At 57.2% G+C, this 20,589-nt stretch carries 19 protein-coding genes; 8 read left to right on the top strand and 11 right to left on the bottom strand.

The window, feature by feature from the left end; all coding sequences use genetic code 11:
• Window position 1: 1 nt before the first annotated feature.
• Window positions 2-1,843: a sensor domain-containing diguanylate cyclase gene (locus AC13D2_RS14830; RefSeq protein WP_300495786.1), complete on the bottom strand. Its 1,842-nt coding sequence runs from the start codon at window positions 1,841-1,843 to the stop codon at window positions 2-4.
• A gap of 113 nt (window positions 1,844-1,956) precedes the next feature.
• Between AC13D2_RS14830 and rlmM the strand changes: the two genes are divergently transcribed.
• Entirely contained in the window at window positions 1,957-3,033 is a 1,077-nt protein-coding gene (gene rlmM, locus AC13D2_RS14825) for a 23S rRNA (cytidine(2498)-2'-O)-methyltransferase RlmM (RefSeq protein WP_292049315.1), read from the top strand.
• Between the two features lie 20 nt (window positions 3,034-3,053).
• On the opposite strand, the gene AC13D2_RS14820 is transcribed toward rlmM, so the two are convergent.
• Window positions 3,054-3,341 (bottom strand): antibiotic biosynthesis monooxygenase family protein, encoded by a 288-nt coding sequence (locus AC13D2_RS14820; RefSeq protein WP_292049314.1) that lies wholly within the window; start codon window positions 3,339-3,341, stop codon window positions 3,054-3,056.
• An 89-nt stretch (window positions 3,342-3,430) separates the two neighbouring features.
• Between AC13D2_RS14820 and tusA the strand changes: the two genes are divergently transcribed.
• Window positions 3,431-3,670, top strand: a complete 240-nt coding sequence (tusA, locus tag AC13D2_RS14815; RefSeq protein ID WP_292049312.1) for a sulfurtransferase TusA — start codon at window positions 3,431-3,433, stop codon at window positions 3,668-3,670.
• A 10-nt stretch (window positions 3,671-3,680) separates the two neighbouring features.
• Here tusA and dsbD read toward each other — a convergent pair whose 3' ends face one another.
• Window positions 3,681-5,594 carry a protein-disulfide reductase DsbD gene (gene dsbD, locus AC13D2_RS14810; protein ID WP_292049310.1) on the bottom strand — a complete coding sequence of 638 codons (1,914 nt, stop codon included), beginning with the start codon at window positions 5,592-5,594 and terminating at the stop codon, window positions 3,681-3,683.
• A gap of 150 nt (window positions 5,595-5,744) precedes the next feature.
• On the opposite strand from dsbD, the gene AC13D2_RS14805 reads away from it, so the two are divergent.
• From AC13D2_RS14805 to pdxB, 3 genes are read left to right on the top strand one after another with little or no spacing between them, the layout of a single operon-like run.
• Window positions 5,745-6,323, top strand: coding sequence for an elongation factor P hydroxylase (locus tag AC13D2_RS14805; RefSeq protein WP_292049309.1), 579 nt, complete (start codon window positions 5,745-5,747; stop codon window positions 6,321-6,323).
• 6 nt (window positions 6,324-6,329) lie between these two features.
• Complete coding sequence (locus AC13D2_RS14800) at window positions 6,330-7,616, top strand: DEAD/DEAH box helicase (protein WP_420388987.1); 1,287 nt, start codon at window positions 6,330-6,332, stop codon at window positions 7,614-7,616.
• A 19-nt stretch (window positions 7,617-7,635) separates the two neighbouring features.
• Window positions 7,636-8,790, top strand: coding sequence for a 4-phosphoerythronate dehydrogenase PdxB (pdxB, locus tag AC13D2_RS14795; RefSeq protein WP_292049307.1), 1,155 nt, complete (start codon window positions 7,636-7,638; stop codon window positions 8,788-8,790).
• Window positions 8,791-8,831: 41 nt separating this feature from the next.
• Here the strand turns inward: pdxB and htpX are convergent, their stop codons facing one another.
• The 3 genes from htpX to AC13D2_RS14780 all read right to left on the bottom strand — a co-directional run bounded on the left by htpX (window position 8,832) and on the right by AC13D2_RS14780 (window position 11,497).
• On the bottom strand, window positions 8,832-9,713 hold the full coding sequence (gene htpX, locus AC13D2_RS14790) for a protease HtpX (RefSeq protein ID WP_292049306.1): 882 nt from the start codon (window positions 9,711-9,713) through the stop codon (window positions 8,832-8,834).
• 97 nt (window positions 9,714-9,810) lie between these two features.
• A complete protein-coding gene (locus AC13D2_RS14785) occupies window positions 9,811-10,272 on the bottom strand; it encodes a hypothetical protein (RefSeq protein WP_300495769.1) in 462 nt (153 codons plus the stop codon).
• Between the two features lie 10 nt (window positions 10,273-10,282).
• Window positions 10,283-11,497 (bottom strand): pyridoxal phosphate-dependent aminotransferase, encoded by a 1,215-nt coding sequence (locus AC13D2_RS14780; RefSeq protein ID WP_482938848.1) that lies wholly within the window; start codon window positions 11,495-11,497, stop codon window positions 10,283-10,285.
• A 240-nt stretch (window positions 11,498-11,737) separates the two neighbouring features.
• On the opposite strand from AC13D2_RS14780, the gene AC13D2_RS14775 reads away from it, so the two are divergent.
• Both AC13D2_RS14775 and AC13D2_RS14770 read left to right on the top strand, forming a co-directional pair.
• Complete coding sequence (locus AC13D2_RS14775; protein WP_300495764.1) at window positions 11,738-12,223, top strand: glutathione peroxidase; 486 nt, start codon at window positions 11,738-11,740, stop codon at window positions 12,221-12,223.
• Between the two features lie 3 nt (window positions 12,224-12,226).
• Window positions 12,227-12,697, top strand: coding sequence for a MarR family winged helix-turn-helix transcriptional regulator (locus tag AC13D2_RS14770; RefSeq protein WP_292049302.1), 471 nt, complete (start codon window positions 12,227-12,229; stop codon window positions 12,695-12,697).
• Here the strand turns inward: AC13D2_RS14770 and AC13D2_RS14765 are convergent.
• Both AC13D2_RS14765 and AC13D2_RS14760 read right to left on the bottom strand, forming a co-directional pair.
• A complete protein-coding gene (locus AC13D2_RS14765; RefSeq protein ID WP_420388983.1) occupies window positions 12,657-14,999 on the bottom strand; it encodes a hybrid sensor histidine kinase/response regulator in 2,343 nt (780 codons plus the stop codon). The genes AC13D2_RS14770 and AC13D2_RS14765 overlap by 41 nt on opposite strands.
• Window positions 15,000-15,058: 59 nt before the next feature.
• On the bottom strand, window positions 15,059-15,832 hold the full coding sequence (locus AC13D2_RS14760; protein ID WP_300495761.1) for a hypothetical protein: 774 nt from the start codon (window positions 15,830-15,832) through the stop codon (window positions 15,059-15,061).
• Window positions 15,833-16,063: 231 nt separating this feature from the next.
• On the opposite strand from AC13D2_RS14760, the gene AC13D2_RS14755 reads away from it, so the two are divergent.
• Window positions 16,064-17,074, top strand: coding sequence for a LysR family transcriptional regulator (locus AC13D2_RS14755; RefSeq protein ID WP_007153713.1), 1,011 nt, complete (start codon window positions 16,064-16,066; stop codon window positions 17,072-17,074).
• Here the strand turns inward: AC13D2_RS14755 and AC13D2_RS14750 are convergent.
• From AC13D2_RS14750 to purB, 3 genes are read right to left on the bottom strand one after another with little or no spacing between them, the layout of a single operon-like run.
• Window positions 17,063-18,028, bottom strand: coding sequence for a GNAT family N-acetyltransferase (locus tag AC13D2_RS14750; protein ID WP_482938847.1), 966 nt, complete (start codon window positions 18,026-18,028; stop codon window positions 17,063-17,065). The genes AC13D2_RS14755 and AC13D2_RS14750 overlap by 12 nt on opposite strands.
• A 29-nt stretch (window positions 18,029-18,057) precedes the next feature.
• Window positions 18,058-19,209: a JmjC domain-containing protein gene (locus AC13D2_RS14745; protein ID WP_482938846.1), complete on the bottom strand. Its 1,152-nt coding sequence runs from the start codon at window positions 19,207-19,209 to the stop codon at window positions 18,058-18,060.
• A 3-nt stretch (window positions 19,210-19,212) separates the two neighbouring features.
• A complete protein-coding gene (gene purB / locus AC13D2_RS14740; RefSeq protein ID WP_482938845.1) occupies window positions 19,213-20,580 on the bottom strand; it encodes an adenylosuccinate lyase in 1,368 nt (455 codons plus the stop codon).
• Between the last annotated feature and the right edge of the window lie 9 nt (window positions 20,581-20,589).

Raw genomic sequence — 20,589 nt, 5'->3', positions numbered from 1 at the left:
GTCAGGAGACCTCGGGTGTCGCTTGCTCAGTCCGGTTTCGACCGCATGCTTTGGCACGATAGAGTGCCTCATCGGCACGCCTGAACAGGTCCCGCTCATCATCCCCCTGGGATAATGTTGCGGTACCGGCGCTCATGGTCAGCGTAACCGGTGTACCATCGTCCGCAGGCACGCGTATCGTGGCGATATCCTCAAGAATCCCTTCACAGACACCCAGAGCGCCATCCGCGTCGGTGCCGGGTAACAGGATGGCGAACTCCTCTCCGCCAAAGCGGATCGCGATATCACGTGGTCGTTTGACGTGGCGCCTGAGAATGTCGGCAATGTGTTGCAGGCAACGATCACCAAACCCGTGCCCCCAGGAGTCGTTGACAGCCTTGAAGTGGTCGGCATCCAATAGAGCAATGGTCAGGGGTTGACCAGTACGTCGGGCTTCGGCACAGAGTTCCGGCAGCAGGTTGTCCATATGACGGCGATTATGGAGCCCGGTCAGAGCGTCATTGAGGCTTAGGGTTGCCAGCTGCCGGTTTGCCTTCTCCAGCTCTCTCATGGTGCTGCGAAGCTGCGCGGTTCGTTCATGCACTTTTAACTCGAGATCCGTTCTGGCGTTATGCTCTACGTCCAGAAGCTTCTTATTCAATAGTCGCCAGCGCTGTACCATGGCGTAATTGAGCAGAATGACCTGTGCTGCCACGGCGGTCTGCATAAAGATTTCCCGCGCCAGGAAATCGGCCAGGTGACCAAAGGCCGCCATTGAATAGATCAGGGCGCCTGCCAGCATGCCCGACCATGCCATCACGTACCACTTGGCGGGAGAGTATCCCTGGCGCCAGCGGACGATGCCCATGATAAACAGGCAGGCGATGATCAGCAGTGCAATCCCGGTATTCAATACAATGGATTTGTTGTAGGGCAGCAAGAACGCCATGAAGAACAAGCCTGCGCTGGTCAGAGCCAGCCCCGTCAGCACCTTGTCCGCAATGGTGTTGGTGGGGATTTCGAGGAATGAGCGCCCGAACAGGGTCATGGCCAGCGAACTGATCGACATCAGTATGGGAATCGATGTATTGGCGAAACCGGTACTGTCGGGCCAGAAATACTGGTTGGCGAAACCGCCCATGGCAAACAGGAACAGTCCCAGTGATGCCATGTAAAAGGCATTGTAGAAGTAGTAGCTGGTGCCGGAACTGCAAAAGAGCAGCAGGTTGAATATTGCGAAAACCAGCAACGCCCCATAGAAGACGCCGTGTATGAGGGTGAGGTGGTTGCTTTCCGCGATCGTCGTTTCCGGCGTTTCCAGCGACAGTGGAACATTCAGTGCCCCGCTGCTCTGAATCCGCAAGGTGATGGCTTGGGTCTCGCCAGCGCCGAGCGTGACGGGGAGCAGGAAATACCGGTAATCTATGCCCCGCGAGAGAAAGGGTTGCTGGTCCCCCGTGGTCATGGCTGGTTCAACGAGTTCACCGGAGCGCCAGAACGTCACCTCGTCCAGCAGTGGGTAATTGAGCTTCAGATACCAAAGCTTCCGGGTATCGCCAGAGTTCCGAACTTTGAGGCGAACCCAGTACACCGAATCGGTGTGACTGAATACCAGGTCGTGTCCCCTGGCGGATGTCCATTGAACATCCGCCGGCAGTTCACGGGGGGATTCGGCCCGATGTGCGGGCGTGTTCGGTGTTGCACTCAGGAAGCAGACATGGTTCATCAGCGCTTCCCGTTGCACCGGATCGTTGGCGTCCAGCGCCGGACAATGAGGTGTGGTTCCCGGAAGGGCTGCCAGTGGCAGGTCCGTAACCAGTAGTAGCCCGATCAGTGGAAGCAGAAAGCGCAGGTACAGCGGCATTAAGGTATTCCTGCCAGCGGAAAGCCCGTTAGTGTAGACAATTGCGGGCTGTGTATATGTTAAACAGATTCAAATTTAGGGGTTTCTGACGAGAAGCCCTTTCCAGGTGCCTAATGGAACAACTGATTGCAATTTGTCGTCCCGGGTTCGAGACGGAAGCGGGGCGGGAGTTGACCGACTCGGCAGCCGGTGGCGGGGTCTATGGCTACTTCGAGCCCTCTGTGAACCAGGGATTTCTGACCTTTCACTGTCCGGGGCCAGAACAGGTTGAAACGCTGCTCAAAAGGCTATCCATCGACCAACTGGTGTTTGTCAGGGACTGGTTTGTGGTTTTGGCGGACACAGCCTTGCCCATGTCTGACCGGGTCGGCGCTGTCATCGACGCATTGCGACCTGTTGATGGGGTGATTCCTGCCTGTGCCCGTGTAGAAATCCGCCTTCCTGAAAACAATGCGGATGCGGACCTTGGCAACTTCGCACGTAAGTGGGTCTCCCCGCTGTCGAAAGCGCTAAGGGGCGCCGGGTTACTGGAAAAGGATTCGAAAGCTGAGTCGCCAGCGCGGCTTGAAGTGTTACTGACGGGATTCGAGCGCGCCATTATCGGATTCAGTCTGGCTCGCAATCGTGCGCGCTACGTCGGTGGCATTCCAAGGCTTCGACTGCCCGCGTCCGCCCCCAGCCGGTCGGCGCTGAAACTGGAAGAAGCGTGGAAGGTATTCCTGCCCCCGGGCCAGGAACTGGACTACCTGGGAAGTGGCAAGCAGGCTGTGGACCTGGGTGCTGCCCCCGGTGGCTGGACCTGGCAACTGGTCAGGCAGGGTATGATGGTGAGCGCCGTTGATAACGGGCCTATGAATGCTGAGTTGATGGCTTCCGGGCACGTAGAGCATGTTGAGGCAGATGGTTATCAATGGCGGCCCCGGCGAGGTGTGGACTGGATGGTGTGCGATATCGTCGACCATCCACGCCGAACGTCGGAGATGGTCGTGCATTGGCTGTCCGCCAAGCTCTGCCGCTATACCGTTTTTAATCTGAAACTACCGATGAAAAAACGGTACGACGAATGGTTGGTGTGCAAGGACATCCTGGAAGAAGGTCTTGCACGGACGGAAATGAACTTCTTGCTGAGGGCCCGTCACCTTTACCACGATCGTGAGGAGATCACCTGTTTCATAGAGCGCAGGGACTGAGCGCCTGTGAATGGCGTGCTTTAGCTACTATGCTGCCACACAGTGATAATCTCGTCCCGGTCCATCATTGGGATCAACTCCGCCATCAGTTCCCGGCGCTCCTCGGAGAGGAGCCAGCGCTGCCAGTCCGCTTCGGAGCGCCAGTTGGAGAGGGTGAGGCGATGGTTGGAGTCGTGGGTATCAACCAGCGTTTCACCGGAAACGAAGCCGGGGGCGCTTACCGCGTTCTGAAGGACCTTACGGGATCTGTCCTCGTAAGCGGATTCGAGTGTTTCAGCAATATGACGTTCAATCAGCACCCGGATCATTGTTTACCTCGTTTTGTTTTTTGACATCTATAAACAATAATTTAGCACGTATTTTCTAAATTTCAGGTGGAATCGCAGGAGGAATAACATTGGAACAACCGGAGCACGATGCAGAGCTGGACGCCCGGGGGCTGTTTTGCCCGGAACCCGTCATGCTGCTGCACAACAGAATCGTGGATATCAGTGTAGGGGGCGTCTTGAAGGTGGTTGCCACGGACCCGTCAACAACCCGGGACATACCGAGATTCTGCCAGTTCCTGAATCACGAGTTGGTTTACAGCGCCGAGGACAACCAGGAATTCGTTTACTTCATCCGCCGGGGGGAGTGACCGAAGGCCGTCAGGAGCCGCCGGACATGTCCAGTGCGTTCAGATGGCCGAGGAACTGTTCGCGATCCATTTCGCCCAATATCCGGGCGGTTTCCAGCTCAGCCCCATCGTTGCCATAGAACAGAATGGCAGGGGGACCAAACAGTCCCAGTTCTTCAAGCAGTGCCTGCTGGGCCGGCGTGTTGTCCGTCATATCCAATTGCAACAGTGTGTAGGGTGAAAGCGCCTGGATCACAGAGCCATTGCTGAAGACGTTTCGCTCCATGACCTTGCAGGAGATGCACCAGTCGGCGTAGAAGTCCAGCATTACCGGGGTGCCGTCTTGCTTCGCCAGGGCCAGTTGATTGCGAATATCGGCGGGCGACTCCAACCGAAGGAATTGGGCGTGGGCCATCTGGGGCGCAGAGCCACCAGTAACCGCCGGGTTGGATGCGGTGAACGGCGCTAACGGCTTCATCGGGTCGTTGGCGCCGGATACGGCACCGGCCAATAACGCGATGCCGTAGGCAAACATCACCAGGCCCAGACCTTTGCGGGTGCGCTCCCAGCCAGCCTTTGCTGCATCGAAGGCTCCGAGTTGAACGCCGGTAACGGCAATCAGTAACCCCCAGAGCGTCAGCGCCAGCCAGGCTGGGACCAGCCGTTCCACCAACCAGATCGCAACAGCCAGCAGCATGACTCCGTAGAATGCCTTGACCACGTTCATCCAGGGACCGGTGGAGGGCAACAGTTTACGGCCGCCCACCGCCACGAGTATCAGGGGAATGCCCATGCCGAGCCCAAGGGCGAACAGGGCCACGCCTCCGATGACGGCATCCTGGGTGGTACTGATGTATAGCAGGCTACCGGCAAGCGGTGCCGACACGCAGGGTGAAACGATCAGTGCTGACAGCGCACCGATGCCGAAGATGCTGACGACCCGACGTCCGGTCAGGCGATGGCTGGCATCGTTAAGCGGCTCCCGGATAAACCGGGGTAGCTGTATCTCAAACAGGTTGAACATGGAGAGGGCAAATACCACGAACAGTGCCGCGAAAACACTCAGCACCCAAGGCGACTGCAGATGCGCCTGAAGGTTGAAGCTGGCACCCAGTAACCCGGTAATCACACCCGCCGCGGCATAGGTCAGTGCCATGCCCAGGACATAGCTGCTGGCCAGCAACAGCGCATGGGCGGTAGTACCGGTGTTGCGCCCAGACACCAGTGAGGAAATGATCGGCACCATGGGCAGGACGCAGGGTGTAAAGGTCAGCCCCAGCCCGAGCAGCAGAAACAGGGCCGCGATGAACAGGACTGACTGGTTGGCCAAAAAGCCGGCGAGCCCGGTCGCCGTGGATGTATCCGTGGGTGCATTTGTCGAAGACGACTGGGCATTGCCTGATGACCCCGAAGAGCCGGACATGCCGGCAGGAACAGAGGCATCGTCGCTTCCGGCGCTGGCGTAGTATAACGCGTCACGGGTTTGCGGCGGGTAGCACAAGCCTGCCTTGGCACAGCCCTGGTAGGTTACCTGCAGCTCCGCCTCGCGGACGCCTTCAGGAAGATTGACCGGGACGCGTGCCTGGACCGGATCGTAGAAGACTGTGACCTTGCCGAAGAACTCATCCTCCGTATCGGTGCCGGTGTAGGAGAAATCAGGCTCACCCAGGGTGACGCCGTCTGTCTTGCTGCTTACCTGGATGCGACCTTTATAGAGGTAGTGTTCAGGAGTGACATCCCAGGACAGCACAATAGCGCCGGCATCAACGGTGTAATTGAACGGCAGGGCTTCGTCCACCGGCAGGAAATCGTTGCTGCCGCCGAACAGCGAATTGCCTGCCCCGAACGCGAACAGCGATACGGTGGACAGTGCCAGAAACACTAAAAAGCGGCTCAGCACCCGATGGAGAGCACTACTGCGTGAGGCTGTATTGTTGCCGGTCATAATCAATGGATTACCGTAGCTGGTTCCGGAAATATCTGCGCGGTCTCAGTGTCTGTTGAAACCTTGCATCCCAAGGTTGCAATGGACTCATTTGTCAGGCAAAAGTTCCCTCTGGTATTGAACGGTCTAAAGTCGCACAATAGCCGTCCCATGAAACACGATCCTGATGATCTTATCATGCTGTTCAGTGACCTGTTCCGGGGGAACTACCGGACCGTTCTGGTCAAGGGCAGCGATGAGCCTGAATACCTGCCCGCAACGGCGTCTGGCAATTACGCGCAGATTATCTTTGCTCACGGTTATTATGCCAGTGCTCTGCACGAAATCAGTCATTGGTGTATCGCCGGTGAGCATCGGCGCACACTTCGGGACTTCGGCTACTGGTACTGTCCCGATGGCCGTGACGAGGCGCAGCAGCAAGCGTTCGAAAAGGCTGAAATCAAGCCGCAGGCCCTGGAATGGCTGTTCTCTGCCGCATCGGGCACACGCTTCCACATCAGCGTCGACAATCTCTCCGGTTGCGGGGCATGGGATGAGAGCGCCTTTCGCAGGAATGTGCGGGCGCAGGCAGATTATTACCTTGAGCACGGCATGCCGGCCCGCGCGGGCCTGTTTTTCGAGACGCTCAAGACATTTTACGGAACCGGGGCTGACTTTAACGAAGTCTGGAAGAAAGAGACCAGGCGCCTGATGCCCGACGATTCCGCCACAGACACTGAGGTAGATTGAAGCAACATGACATCTGACGCACCCGAAGCCGGCAAAACCTTTTTCAAGGATCTCAACCTTGACCAGCGAGTGCTCGATGCCATCACCGATATCGGTTTTGAGCATTGCACACCCATTCAGGCAGAAACTCTTCCGTTCACCCTGGCGTGCCAGGACCTGATCGGCCAGGCTCAGACCGGCACCGGCAAAACCGCCGCATTCCTGATCACTGCTATCCAGAGCATGCTGGAAACGCCGATTCCGAAAGAGGACCGGTTCGCCTCGGAACCCCGGGTTCTGGCCCTGGCGCCAACCCGTGAACTGGCCATGCAGATCGCCAAGGACGCGGAGCAGCTTTGCGGGTACACGGGCCATAATGTGGTCACCGTGGTGGGCGGTATGAACTACGATAAGCAGCGCGATCAGCTCCAGAACGAGATTGTTGACATACTGGTGGCAACCCCGGGCCGGTTGATCGATTTCCTGGGCTCTCAGGACGTTTTTCTCGACCAACTCGACATCCTTATCCTGGATGAAGCGGATCGGATGCTGGACATGGGCTTTATTCCCGATGTGAAGCGCATTATTCGCAAGTGCACGCCAAAGGAAGAGCGTCAGACCCTGCTGTTCAGCGCCACCTTTAATCAGGATGTTCTCAACCTTGCCTCGATGTGGACCAAAAGCGCGGAGTTCGTCGAGATCGAGCCGGAACAGAAGACCGCTGAGCGAGTAAGGCAGACCGTCTATCTGGTGGGCGAGGATGAAAAACTGCCGGTGCTGGTCAACTATCTTCAGCGCCCGGAGGTGGAAAAAGCCATCGTCTTTGCGAACCGTCGTGACCAGTGCCGTGACCTGGATGAAGATCTTCGCAATCAGGGCGTAAAGGTCGCGCTGATGTCTGGTGAAATTGCCCAAAACAAGCGACTCAAGACACTGGAGCAGTTCAAGAATGGCAGCATTCAGGTACTGGTCGCCACGGATGTCGCCGGTCGTGGCATCCACGTCGACGGCGTAACCCACGTATTCAACTATAATCTCCCGGACAACGCCGAAGATTACGTTCACCGTATCGGGCGTACCGGTCGGGCAGGAAAGCACGGTGTCTCTGTCAGCTTTGCCAGTGAGGACGATGCCTTTTCACTGCCGGCCATCGAGTCCTACATCAGCCAGAAACTGACCACGGCGGTGCCGGATGAAGCGCTGATGACCGAACTCGCCAAACCGCCCATCACTCGCAAGCGTGGTGGCCGGCGTCCCCAGGGCAACCGCAGCCAGGGCGGGCGTGGCGGCAACCAGCGTCAACGCAGGAACTAACAGGTCGGGAAGCAGGATCATGCGGATAGTAGCGGACGAGAACATACCCTTACTGGAATCGTTTTTTGGCGATATCGGCGAGATACGACCAGTGTCCGGGCGCACGATGTCAGCTGCGGATGTTCAGAATGCGGATATCCTGCTCGTTCGCTCAGTCGCCCGGGTCAATCAGGCATTGCTTGAAGGAAGCCGGGTTCGCTTCGTTGGCACCTGTACCATCGGTACCGACCATGTCGACCAGAATTGGCTTGAATCCAGCGGCATCGCGTTTTCGGCGGCTCCCGGCTGCAACGCCAACAGTGTGGTTGAGTACGTGCTATCAGTGATCTCCCTGCACGCGGAAAAGCGTGGCGTTGTGGATTGGTCAAAACTCAGTGTTGGTATCGTGGGTGCCGGCAATGTGGGTGGAGAGCTTGCACACAAGCTGGACAGGCTCGGTTTCAATGTACGCCTTTGTGACCCGCCGAGGGCCGAACGGGAAGGCGACGAAGGCGAGGCGTATGTCGGTCTTGACGAGGCCATGGCGTGCGACGTGGTAACACTGCACACGCCACTGACCCGCGAGGGAGAGCATGCAACGTTCCATATGTTCGGGCCGGAACGTCTGTCTTCGCTGACTGAAGACCAGTTGCTGATCAATACCAGCCGGGGCGAAGTTATCGAAACCTCCGCCTTGCTGGCGCGCCTGGGGGCGCCAAACGCGCCCACAGTGGTACTGGATGTCTTTGAGCATGAGCCCCGGGTTCACGCTGAACTGGTTGAAAAAGCATGGCTTGCCACTCCCCATATCGCAGGCTATAGCCTGGAAGGCAAGGTGCAGGGTAGTGAGATGGTCTACCAGGCCCTGAGCCGTTATATGGGGCTTCCGGCCCGCAAGAAGGCTGGCCAGTTCCTGCCAGAGCCGGCGCTGAACAAACTGTCCTTTACCAGTGCAGCAGAAGAAATGGCTTCAGCCAATATTGCCATACGGTCCTGCTACGATCCGCGTCAGGATGATGCCCGCATGCGATTGGCAATGGCGTTGCCGCCGGAAGATCGGGCCCAGGCCTTTGACCGGTTGCGCCGGGATTATCCCGTCCGCCGGGAGTTTTCCAGTCTGAAGATCCAGCTCAAGGGCACGAGTAAATCCATGCAGGATACTTTCCGGGCCCTTGGCTTTAAGTTGAAGATCTGACGTTCCCGCGAACGCGTCTGTTCGCACTTATTGGCAACCTATTAAAGTGGCGCGCTCTTCAGAGCCTCAATCCGGCTGTCCAGCGGCGGGTGTGTCATGAACAGGGCGCTGATTCCCGCCCTTGCACCTCGATTGATGCCAAACGCCTGCAGGCTGTCGGGCATTTGATCAGGTACTTCGCTTTCCTGTTTTAGCCGCGCCAACGCGTTGATCATGGCCCCACGGCCTGCCAGTTGCGCGCCAGCGATGTCGGCACGGTATTCCCGACGTCGGGAGAACCAGAACACGATGGTGCTGGCAAGAATGCCCAGCACGATTTCCGCCGCGATACTGACCACAAAGAAGCCGATACCGTGCCCGCTCTCGTTCTTGAACACCACGCGGTCAACAAACGAGCCGATCACACGGGAGGCAAAAATCACGAACGTGTTCACCACACCCTGAATCAGCGCCAGGGTTACCATATCGCCGTTGGCCACGTGACCTATTTCGTGGCCCAGGACCGCACGAATCTCATCCTTGTTAAAGCGGTGCAGCAGTCCCTCGCTGACGGCTACCAGGGAGTTGTTCCTGTTCCAGCCGGTGGCAAAGGCATTGGATTGTGAGGCTGGGAAAATGGCGACTTCCGGCATACCGATGCCGGCATTTTTCGAAAGCTCGCGAACGGTGTCTACCAGCCAGCGCTCAGCCGGTGTGCGTGGCGACTCGATCACCTTCGCCTTGGTACTCCACTTAGCCACGGGTTTTGAAATCAGCAGCGATATAATGGCGCCGGCAAAGCCGAAGACCGCGGCAAAGGCAAGCAGTGAGCCGTACTGGATCCCGTTCTGGGCGAGGTAGCTGTCAACACCCAGAAGTTTCAGGGTGAAGCTGGCGACAAGAATGACAGCCAGGTTGGTGGCAAGAAACAGCAGAATACGCATCTTGAATCCCTTGTTGAATCATCGGCTGCAAACCGCGGTTTGTGTCTGGGTATTTATATGTGGCCAGCGTGGCCATGTTCAACAGGTTTACGCCAATTTAATGATCGGAACGGTCGTGAAAGAACGTCGCTTGCATTACGCGGCTGATTTTCGCGGAGCTGCCGCTTCGGAGGGCGTTGCGAAGTGTGTGGATATGAGTGGAGAAGTCCTCTCGAATGGCCGGAGGCAGGTTCTGCCCGCTATCGGAGTGGTTTTCCTCAAGCAGGTCAGGGCTGGCAGGTGAGCTCAGCCGCACGAACGCCCGCTGGGTCAGCACGGCCTGGTCCAGGGCTTCCTGGCGGATGGTATCCACGTAGCGGAGCAGGCCTTCCTCGGCCAACCAGAGCAGGGTGCCGAAGCAGGCCATGTGCCGCTTGCTGTGGAGCCCGAACTCGTCTGGTTCGTCAGCGCCAGCAATGTCTTCCACAAACAGGTTCACCCGGCGGGGAAACGCATTATAGAGCTGAACCAGAGCGATTGCGGCGTCCTTGTAGAACTCTTCGATATGAATGTCCGCCATCAAGCCTCCTTCACAACTGGTAGGACGACAGGAAGTGGGCCAAACGCTTCATGGCATCCTCAAGGGCGTCCTCACGGGGCAGGAAAACTACACGCAGGTGTTGCTTGTCGTCGATGTTAAAGGCGGAACCCTGAACCAGGAGAATCCGTTCCTGCAGCAGCAGGTCCAATACCAGCTTTTCGTCATTGACGATAGGAAAGCGCTTTGGGTCCAGCTTCGGAAACAGGTAAAGCGCGCCCTTGGGCTTCACGCAACTGACACCTGGAATATCATTGAGCAGGTTCCAGGCGGTTTCCCGTTGTTCGAACAGGCGACCACCCGGTGCCACCAGATCTTCAATCGACTGGTAGCCCCCCAGCGCGGTCTGGATGGCCAGCTGTGCCGGTACATTGGCGCACAAGCGCATGTTGGAGAGCATTTCGATGCCCTCGATCAGGTCCTGCGCGCGGTGTTTGGCGCCGCTGATAATCATCCAGCCGGAACGGTAGCCGGCGGCACGGTAGTTCTTGGACAGGCCGTTATAGGTAAAGAACAGCACGTCATCGGCCAGTGACGCGGTGGGTACGTGTTCAGTGCCGTCGTACAGGATTTTGTCGTAGATCTCGTCTGATAGCACGATCAGGTTGTGTTGCCGCGCCAGCTCCACCACCTGTTCCAGCAATTCGCGGGAGTACACGGCGCCGGTCGGGTTGTTGGGGTTGATAAGCACGATAGCCCGGGTGCGGCGAGTTATTTTCTTGCGGATATCGTCGATATCCGGGAACCAGTCCTGTTGCTCGTCGCATCGGTAGTGAACCGGCTTGCCGCTGGACAGGGTCACGGCGGCAGTCCAGAGCGGGTAGTCAGGGGCTGGGATCAGCACCTCGTCGCCGGTATTGAGCATGGCCTGCATGGACATCACAATCATTTCGCTGACGCCATTGCCCAGATAGATATCGTCGATATCCACCTTGTCGATGCTCCGTTGCTGGCAATAGTGCATCACGGCCTTACGGGCGGAGAACAACCCTTTTGATTCAACATACCCCTGGGCCAGGGGCATGTTGTGAATAACGTCCTGCTGGATTTCCTCAGGAACGTCCAGTTCGAAAGCCGCTGGGTTGCCGATGTTGAGTTTGAGAACCCGGTGGCCCTCTTCCTCCAGCCGACGGGCTTCACGCAGAACCACGCCACGTATCTCGTAACACACGTTATCCAGCTTGGCGGATTTGAGATAGTTCTGCATAAGCCCGGTAGTTCCTCAGATCAGTAAGGTGACAAGTGTCATGTTTCAAAGACAAGCCTGTATTCTAGCGGAGCAACGGCCGGCGGCAACAGGCCAATTGTGATGAATTGTGGCACAAATGCGGAGATTTAACGCCCAAAGCTCACAGATTCCATGAACTGAGCGTGACAACCATGACGGAATCAGTTGTAAATAGGGTTGTGCACAATATAATAGCGAAAAATACAAGGGAGGAATGTAATGAGCACGCAAAGCATCTACGACTTTAACGCGGCCGATATTCGTGGCGAGGAGCACTCCCTGGGTGAGTTCCGTGGCAAAGTTCTGTTGATTGTGAACACGGCCAGCAAGTGCGGTTTTACCCCACAGTTCGAGGGTTTGCAGTCCCTGTACGTCGATCTGAAAGAAAACGGTCTCGAAGTGCTCGGTTTCCCCTGTAACCAGTTCCGGAATCAGGACCCGGCGGACGACAAGGCCATCAGTGAATTTTGTAGCCTTAACTACGGCGTGGACTTTCCCATGTTCGCAAAGATTGACGTCAACGGCCCTAATGCCCACCCACTGTTTGAGTACCTGAAGCACAGTGCCAAGGGGCTGTTGGGTTCCGAAGCCGTTAAATGGAATTTTACCAAGTTCCTCGTGAATCGTGATGGTGACGTAGTGCGTCGTTACCCACCAACCACCAAGCCGTCTGCCATTCGCGCTGACATTGAAGCGTTACTGTAAACCATGACTGACGAAGACGACATCCTGACGCTGGACAATCAGCTCTGTTTTGCCCTCTATGCAGCCAACCGGGCAATAACCGCCCGCTACCGTCCGCTGCTGGCGGAACTGAATCTGACCTATCCGCAGTATCTGGTCATGTTGGTGCTGTGGGAAGCGGGGGAGAACGGACAGACGGTCAGGGTGTCTGACCTGGGCAAACGGCTACGCCTGGATTCCGGTACCCTGACGCCGCTGCTCAAACGTCTGGCCGAGCGTGGTCTGGTAACCCGTTTGCGGGATACCATCGATGAGAGAGTGGTTACGGTCGCCCCCACCGAGAAGGGCAGTGCCATGCGCCAGGAGGCTCGGGATATTCCCGGCCGCCTGCTGTGCGGTACCGGCATTGATCAGGAGCGCATTGTGGAACTGAGGGAAGAGTTGCGATCGGTCCTCAGCCTTCTGGAGGCTGAGGAGGGGCCCAGCGGTCGATAATGGATTCCAGGTCAGCGCGATTGTACGGCTTGGTCATGTAGTCGTTCATGCCGGACTCAAGGCAGTCGTCCCGGTCCCCCTGCATGACGTTGGCGGTGACCGCGATCACGGGTAAATCCTGCCACTCGGGGTTTGCACGAATATTGCGGGTGGCCTCATAGCCGTCCATCACCGGCATCTGGCAATCCATTAATACAATATCGAATGCCCCCCCGCTCTGTTGCAAGGCTTCCAGTGCCTGCCTGCCGTTTTCGGCCAGGGTGACGGTGTGGCCCAGCTTTTTCAGCATGCCGCTGGCGACCACCTGATTGACCTGATTATCTTCGACCAGTAAAAGGTTGAGTGCGCGTGGCGCGCTGGCTGGCGTGCCGCTGGCGGCTGCCCTGCTACCGGTGGCGTCCTGCTCCAGCCCGGCGGCCCTGCAAAGAGCGCGGAACAATTGCTCACGCCTCAGTGGCATCGACAGTATCTGACGATCTTCGGAGGGCTGGGTGGTGCTGTCCCTGTCCACCAGGATAATGCCGGTGCCCGGCCAGGCCGAGGCAAGCTGACCTGCGGTTTCGTCGCTTTTGTCGGCGACGATCATCAGGATTCCTTCTCCGCCACGTGCGGCATCGCGTAGTGGAATGCTCCAGGCTCTCAGTTGATGCTCAATGGGGCCGCGATGTGGATATTCCTGGGGTAGACCCATATCCACCCCTATCTGCCGGAGTCGGTCTGGAATGGGAGGTATCGACGGACTGCTCTCTTGCTCATCATGAACCGGGAGGGGCAGATTAACGGTGAAATGCGTGCCTTCATCTTCCTCGGAGTCTACCAGGATCTGGCCGTGCATCCGTTCCACCAGTTGACGACATAATGTCAGGCCCAGGCCAGTGCCACCATAGAGCCGGGTGGTATCGCTGTCTGCCTGAGAGAAAGGTGAGAATATGCGATGCAGTCCTTCCTTGGACATGCCAATGCCGGTGTCAATAACGTCAATGCGCACGTTGCCGTTGTAGCGGGTGGCACGAATTCGAACGCAACCCAGCTTAGTGAACTTAATGGCATTGCTGAGCAGGTTGTTGAGGATCTGCCGTGTGCGGGTCGGGTCGCCCAGGAAGGATTCTGGCAGTTCACAATCAATATCCGCCACGACATCAATATTTTTTCGCCTGGCTTGCTGGGCATGCAGCGTTGCGCACTCTTCCACCAAATTGCGGAGCGAAAACGGGATGTTCTCCAGGCTCAGCTTCCCGGCTTCGACCTTGGATATGTCCAAAATGTCGTTCAATAGGCCGAGCAGGCTCTGGCCTGCGTTGAGCGCAATTTCCAGCCGGTTTCGTTGCGCCTGTTCCATGTCGCCTTCCAAGGCCAGGCCAAGCATCCCGAGAACACCGTTGAGTGGTGTGCGTATCTCATGACTCATGCTGGCCAGGAAGTTGGCACGGGCCCTGGCGCGGCGTACAGCATCCTCTTTGGCGCGAACCAGTGCGCGATTGCCTCGCTGCAAGGCTTCATTTTTCTCGGAAATTTCCCGTGTACGGTCTTCCACCTCCTGTTCCAGCTGGCTGGAGTAGTTCTTCATCGCACTTTCGGCCATCCTGAGCTGTGCGAGGCTGGAATCAATGGTTTCCAGGTGTTGATTGATAACACCTACCATCAGGCCGATCTCATCTTCACGATGATTTTCCGGTACTGGAAGACGGACCTTTTCGGGCGTCTCAGCCTTAACCCGGCTAAGAGCACCGATAACGTTCAGCATGGGCCGGGTCAACACGAAGAAGAAAATGAACAACAGAGCAGCGGTCAGCACCAGGCTTTTCAGTAGGCCGCTGATGACCGTATAGGCTGCCCGTTGGAGGAACAGCAGGCCGTAGTGGTAGGTATCAATGGTCACCGTGAGACTCCCTAGGGGAAGATCGCTCAGTTGCGGCACCACCAGCTCCTGGCTGAATACGCGGCTGTCGCCGAACAACAGGTCGCTGATCCAACGATAACGTGAATCAGGGCTACTCTGGCTCGCGGCAGCCATGGTTTGGCCATTGTTGTCGATAATGCGGGCGTCGATCGTTGCGGGATGGCGAAGTAGGCCGTCAAGAAGCTCTTCCGCAAGCCGGATGTCAATGTTATAGGCGATCTGGGAAGCGGGGCTGTGGCTAATTTCGATGAGCGCACGGATCTCCTGTTCCATGGAGTCCCTGGCGCTGAAATAATCGAGAGTGACCTGGACAATGTTGAGCATAAGGCCCAACACCATTGCGATTAAAACGGTGTCACGGGTCAGGCGATAGGATAGCCGCTTTTGGAATGCAGTTGTCACGGCGTTTCACGGTCCCTGTCATAACGTTTCGGTGGTTTTGGCGCGGCGCCAGCCAACGCTTAGTCGTCGTAATCGGCTTTCTTGCGCCACTCATCGTCGTGGAGGAACGTGTCCCATTCCTTGTCCAGGCTGGACGGTCCTGCTGTCGCGGCACTGTGGACGTCATCTCCCTTCAAGACCTCCAGCTCCTTAATGCGGGTACGGAAGCTTTTAACGGCTTTCATGGCCATTGGGTTGTCCCTGGACTTGCCCATTTCGGTACTGGCCAGATGATAGGCGTGAATGGCCTTTCGAATCTGGTTCTGCTTCACATAATCGCGTGCCTGGAATACATGCAGGTCGGCGTGGGTCTTGTGCACCAGAAACAACACGAATTTAAGGTTTTTCTTGGCTGTGGCGCTATCAATCTTACCAGCCTTGTGCATGCTTTCGATCATCTTGAACAGGTTCTGCAGCAGCTCCTGAACATAGGTGGACTTTTCCGGGGAATCAATTTTGATCGGAGCGCGCTTGTCTTCGCCGTCCATAACGGACTTTTTCAGCTGTTGTACAGCACTCAGTCGTTCTTCAACGGGCTGATCAGATTTCAGGGCCTGGAGGTCTTTGCAAGACTCCTCCATCCGCTTGATCAATAACAGTTTCAGATCTGCAGTGAAATACTGGCCCGGAATTTCGGAGAGCAGGCGGCTGGCTCTGTTGTAGCTGTCTTCCAGAGCTGTTGTTTTACGAATACGCTCGATACGTGCGCGCTCTCGCATCTGACTGGCCACAATAATAATGATCGAAACGGTAACGACAGCCGCCAGCAGCAGCACAATCATTGTGGTATCCATCTTGTTGCAAACGCTCCGGCTAAATGGATAGGCCACTGGCAGCTCCGGCCACAGAAAAAAATCCGGAGAAGTCCAGCAAGTATCCGGAAGATTAGCAGAAAACCCGGGATGATTCCGTTGCGAAATGTGAAAGATTGCTGCTTCATATCAATTCGATGAATTGATATCCTGCTGACCATTATTCTAGTGAATAAAAGCCGTTTTATGTGTTACCTCCGATAGGGCCACTTCATGGACATTTCCCGGGTAGACCTCAATCTGCTTGTTTATCTCGACGTACTGTTACGGGAGCGGAACGTCACCAAAGCCGCTAATCATCTCGGGATTACCCAGCCCGCGATGAGCAATGGTCTGCGCCGATTGCGGGACCTGTTCGGTGACCCGCTGCTGGTTCGTACCAGTGAGGGTATGACCGCAACCGAGCGTGCCACTGAGCTTCAGCCACTGGTGCGTAGCATCCTTTCTGATATTGAGCAGGCCGTTCACGAGAAAACCGCGTTCGCGGCTATGGAAAGTCAGCGCGTGTTCCGAATCATGGCCAGCGACTACGCGGAATCCTGCCTGATGCCACGGGTGCTCCGTCGAATCCGCCAGGAAGCCCCTCACGTGACTCTGGATGTCCTGACGCCCAGTGATGTGAGTTTCCTCGACGTGGAGCAGGGGCGTCTCGATATGGCGATCAACCGTTTTGACAAGATCCCCCAGTCGTTTCACCAGAAAACGTTGTGGACGGAATACTTTGCCTGTCTGATGAATGCACGTAATCCGATCCTCAAGGAGCCGTTTACCCTCGATACGTACCTGGACGCCAGCCATATCTGGGTTAGCAAGACCGGTTTTGGTGTTGGGGTAGGGGTGAATCCGAAGGACGTCCAGCGCCTGGGGTGGGTGGACGAGGCTTTGTCGCTGATGGGCCGAAAACGCCAGATCTCCGTGTTTACGCGGCATTACCAGGTGGCGATGCTGCTGGCGGAACAGCATGACCTGATCGCCACCCTGCCGTGCCGGGCGGCCTGGTTGCAGAAAGACAATGCCAACCTGGTGGTTAAGGTGCCACCGTTCGAGATACCGCCGTTCGAGCTCAAGATGGCCTGGAGCCCGTTGTTGCAACACAACACGGATCACCAGTGGTTACGTAAGCTGATTGCCGAAGTGGCGGAAGAGGTAGACGCGGAATTTGCCCCGTTCGGAGCACAGTTTGAATCCACCGGGGTGCCCGGTATCCGCCACTCAGAGCGGTAGTTCTCGCAGTTCCAGAGAGCTCCTTCCAGCATCCCACATGCGCTGGAACGACTCCGCCAGCAGTTTGACCCGGCCGCTGTTGGCAAACGTTGCAAAGCCTTCCGGCTTGTAGAAGTCATGCCGGTAAACCACGCCTTCGCGGTCCGCAAGCAGGAAGGGCTGGTCGTCCACCGGATAGTCCTCGTTCACCAGCCTCAGTTCAATCCGGCTGGGCAGGCGGCGCATCAGTTCAACAATCTGGTGACGGCGCTGGACCAGCGGCTTGTCATCGTGGATCAGAAGCCGCACGTCACTGAGCCGATGGCTTCGGGCCAGGCTGGATATCAGTTCCCGGAAACGCAGGCGGTCATAGAGATCATGGTCCAGCACTCGGTCATACAGCCAGAGCCGCTGCCGTGCCTGGCCAGCCAGGGAGTCGATCAGTTCTACCATGGTGTTCTCGCGGTCAAACAGCCAGGCGTCCCGATCTTCACCCAACAACATTGGATTCTCGCGGGTTGAGTAGGCGTCGTTCACCAGCTTCGGAGCCAGGCAGCGCATGTCGACATGGGGGATGCCGGCGTCATCGTAGAGGTCGGAGGACACGTGAAAGCCCGAGCGTTGGTAGAAGGGGATGGCGTGTTCCTGGGCGGAAAGTTGCAGCTCGGTGAACCGCTCTGCGGCTTCGGAGACAAGATGGCGCAGCAGGACTTCGCCCAGACCCTTGCCCCGATGGGCAGGCAGGATGGCCATGCGGCCAATGTGTGCGGTTTCCTCAAGGGTGGAAAACAGGCGTGCGACGCCAACGGGGGTGTTGTCGGGCAATACCATCAGGTAGTGGTCGGCAATTTCGTCAGTGTCGTCCCACTCCAGTTCTGGTGGGACTTTCTGCTCGTCCACAAATACGGACTGACGAATGTTCCGGACATCGGCCGGCGCCAGTTGCCAGCTGTATTTTCGAACCCGTACGTTCATGCTGCCTTCACCCAGGTTTCAGTCAGATGTCAGTCAAAGTACAGAGAGCCCTGGTTGACCAGGGTGCTCAGAAGACCCTGTATGGCATCGTCACCGGAAAAACTGGCCAGTGCGCCCATGTCCGGACGAGCGCCGGCACAAAGAAGGGCTGCCAGGGGCCGCGCGTCGCCCCGAAGCAGGAACTGCTCGCCGTCCACGAACAGGGCTGTTTCGTCATCAAAGTCATGGTAGGCGAAACGTGAGCCTTCGTTCCAGCGTAAAGGATTGCCGGCCGCAATCAATTCACCCAGCAATTCTGGTGTGACCGGCTCTTCCGCGGGCACGACGATCTCCAGGCTCTTGGGCGCCGTTGAGTACTGGCCGAACCAGAGCGCCAACTGGCGTTGATCACTGAGTTGGTCGCGGATGAGGCGGTCAAGCCGATGGATAACGTCGGGCCCGATGGCGCCGGGGTTGTCCTGGATCTTCAGGTCCGGATCGTCCAGGTGTTCAAAGGCATCGGAGCGGCTGCACAGGAAGTCGGTGAAGCCTGTCAGCACGTCGTCGACCGTAGGCGCTCGGAACCCGATAGACAGGGTGATGCAGTCGTCCTCGGCGACCCCGTGGTGGCCAACGCCCGGTGGCAGGTACAGCATGTCTCCCGGTGCCAGGGTTACCGTTTCCTCGCCATCCCAACTGCTCAGGATTCGTAGCGGCGTACCGTCCACGCGCGGCGAGGTGTGGTCACAATGGCCGCCAAAGGTCCAGCGCCGGTGCCCCTCGGCCTGCAAAAGGAAGACATCGTACTGGTCGTAGTGGGGGCCTACGCTGCCACCTCTTGGCGCATAACTGGCCATGATGTCATCCAGCCGCCAGTTGGGTACGAAACGGAATTCGTCCAGCAGGTCCGCGAAGTCTGGAACCCAGTGGTCAAGACCCTGAACCAGTAGTGTCCAGTGACTGTCCGGCAGCTTGCTGAAACGTTCGGGCTCGAAAGGACCGTTGTGCAACTGCCAGGGTTTGCCGTTGTCGTTCTCGATCACAATGCGGGATTCAACAGCGTCCTCGCAGGCCAATCCCGCCAGTTCGTCGGCCGAGACAGGGCACTCAAAGCCTGCAAAGGCCTGGCGGATGACCAGTGGTTTTTTTTGCCAGTAGTCCCGCAGGAATTCCTGGGCGGGCATTCCGCCGGGCAATTGCATGGTTCAGATATCCCGTGCCTGTTGTGTGGCGTTGCCAATATAGCTACCCGGTGTCAGTTCCATCAGTTCGGCTTTGGCGGCATCGGGGATCTCCAGCGACTCCACAAAGGCCTTGATTACATCCGGTGTCATGGCCTTGCCACGGGTCAGCGCCTTCAACTTTTCGTAGGGCTTCTCGATGTTGTACCGGCGCATAACGGTCTGGATCGGCTCCGCCAGCACTTCCCAGGCGTGATCCAGGTCCTCGTCCAGACGTGTCGGGTTGATTTCCAGTTTACCCAGACCTTTCAGGGTGGCCTCGTAGGCAATCAGGCTGTGTGCGAAACCCACGCCGAGGTTGCGCAGAACGGTTGAGTCGGTCAGGTCACGTTGCCAACGGGAAATGGGCAGCTTGGCCGAAAGATGGCTGAACAGGGCGTTGGCGATGCCCAGGTTGCCTTCAGAGTTCTCGAAATCAATCGGATTGACCTTATGGGGCATGGTGGACGAGCCTACTTCGCCTTCCACGGTTTTCTGCTTGAAGTAGCCCAGGGAGATGTAACCCCAGATATCCCGGTCCAGATCGATCAGAATGGTGTTGAAGCGCGCAATAGCGTCGTAGAGCTCGGCGATGTAATCGTGGGGTTCGATCTGGGTGGTGTAGGGGTTCCAGTCCAGTCCCAGGCTTTCAATGAAGTCCTTGGCATTCTGGGCCCAGTCGATCGATGGGTAGGCAGACAGGTGGGCGTTGTAGTTGCCCACGGCTCCGTTAATCTTGCCCATCAGCTCTACGGCGCGAATCTGTTTCACCTGCCGGCGCAAGCGGTGAACCACGTTGGCCAGTTCCTTGCCGACGGTGGAGGGCGAGGCTGTCTGGCCATGGGTGCGGGACAGCATGGGTTGTTCCGCGTGCTCATGGGCCAGCTCTGCCAGCCGGTCAACGATGCGCTCCATGGCCGGCAGCAGGCCGTGGTCCAGCCCTTCACGCAACATCAGGGCATGGGACAGGTTGTTGATGTCCTCAGAGGTACAGGCAAAATGCACGAATTCAGTAACGGCGTGCAGTTCTGGAGTCTCGGCAATCTTTTCCTTGATGAAGTATTCCACCGCCTTTACGTCATGGTTGGTGGTGCGTTCAATGCCTTTGATCCGTTCCGCGTCTGCCAGGCTGAACTCCGAAATCATTCGATCCAGAAATTGGTTGGCGTCGGCAGAGAAGGCTGGCACTTCAGTGATGTCGGGATGGGCCGCCAGTTTCTGCAGCCAGCGGAGCTCAACGGTCACGCGGTTCCTGATCAGGCCATACTCACTGAAAATATTACGAAAAACGCTGACTTTACTGCCATAGCGTCCATCGACCGGGGAAATGGCGGTCAGGGCGTTGAGTTCCATCGAAAACCT

The sequence above is a fragment of the Marinobacter sp. B-12 genome, from assembly GCF_056857915.1.
This window is presented reverse-complemented; position numbering and strand designations above follow the sequence as displayed.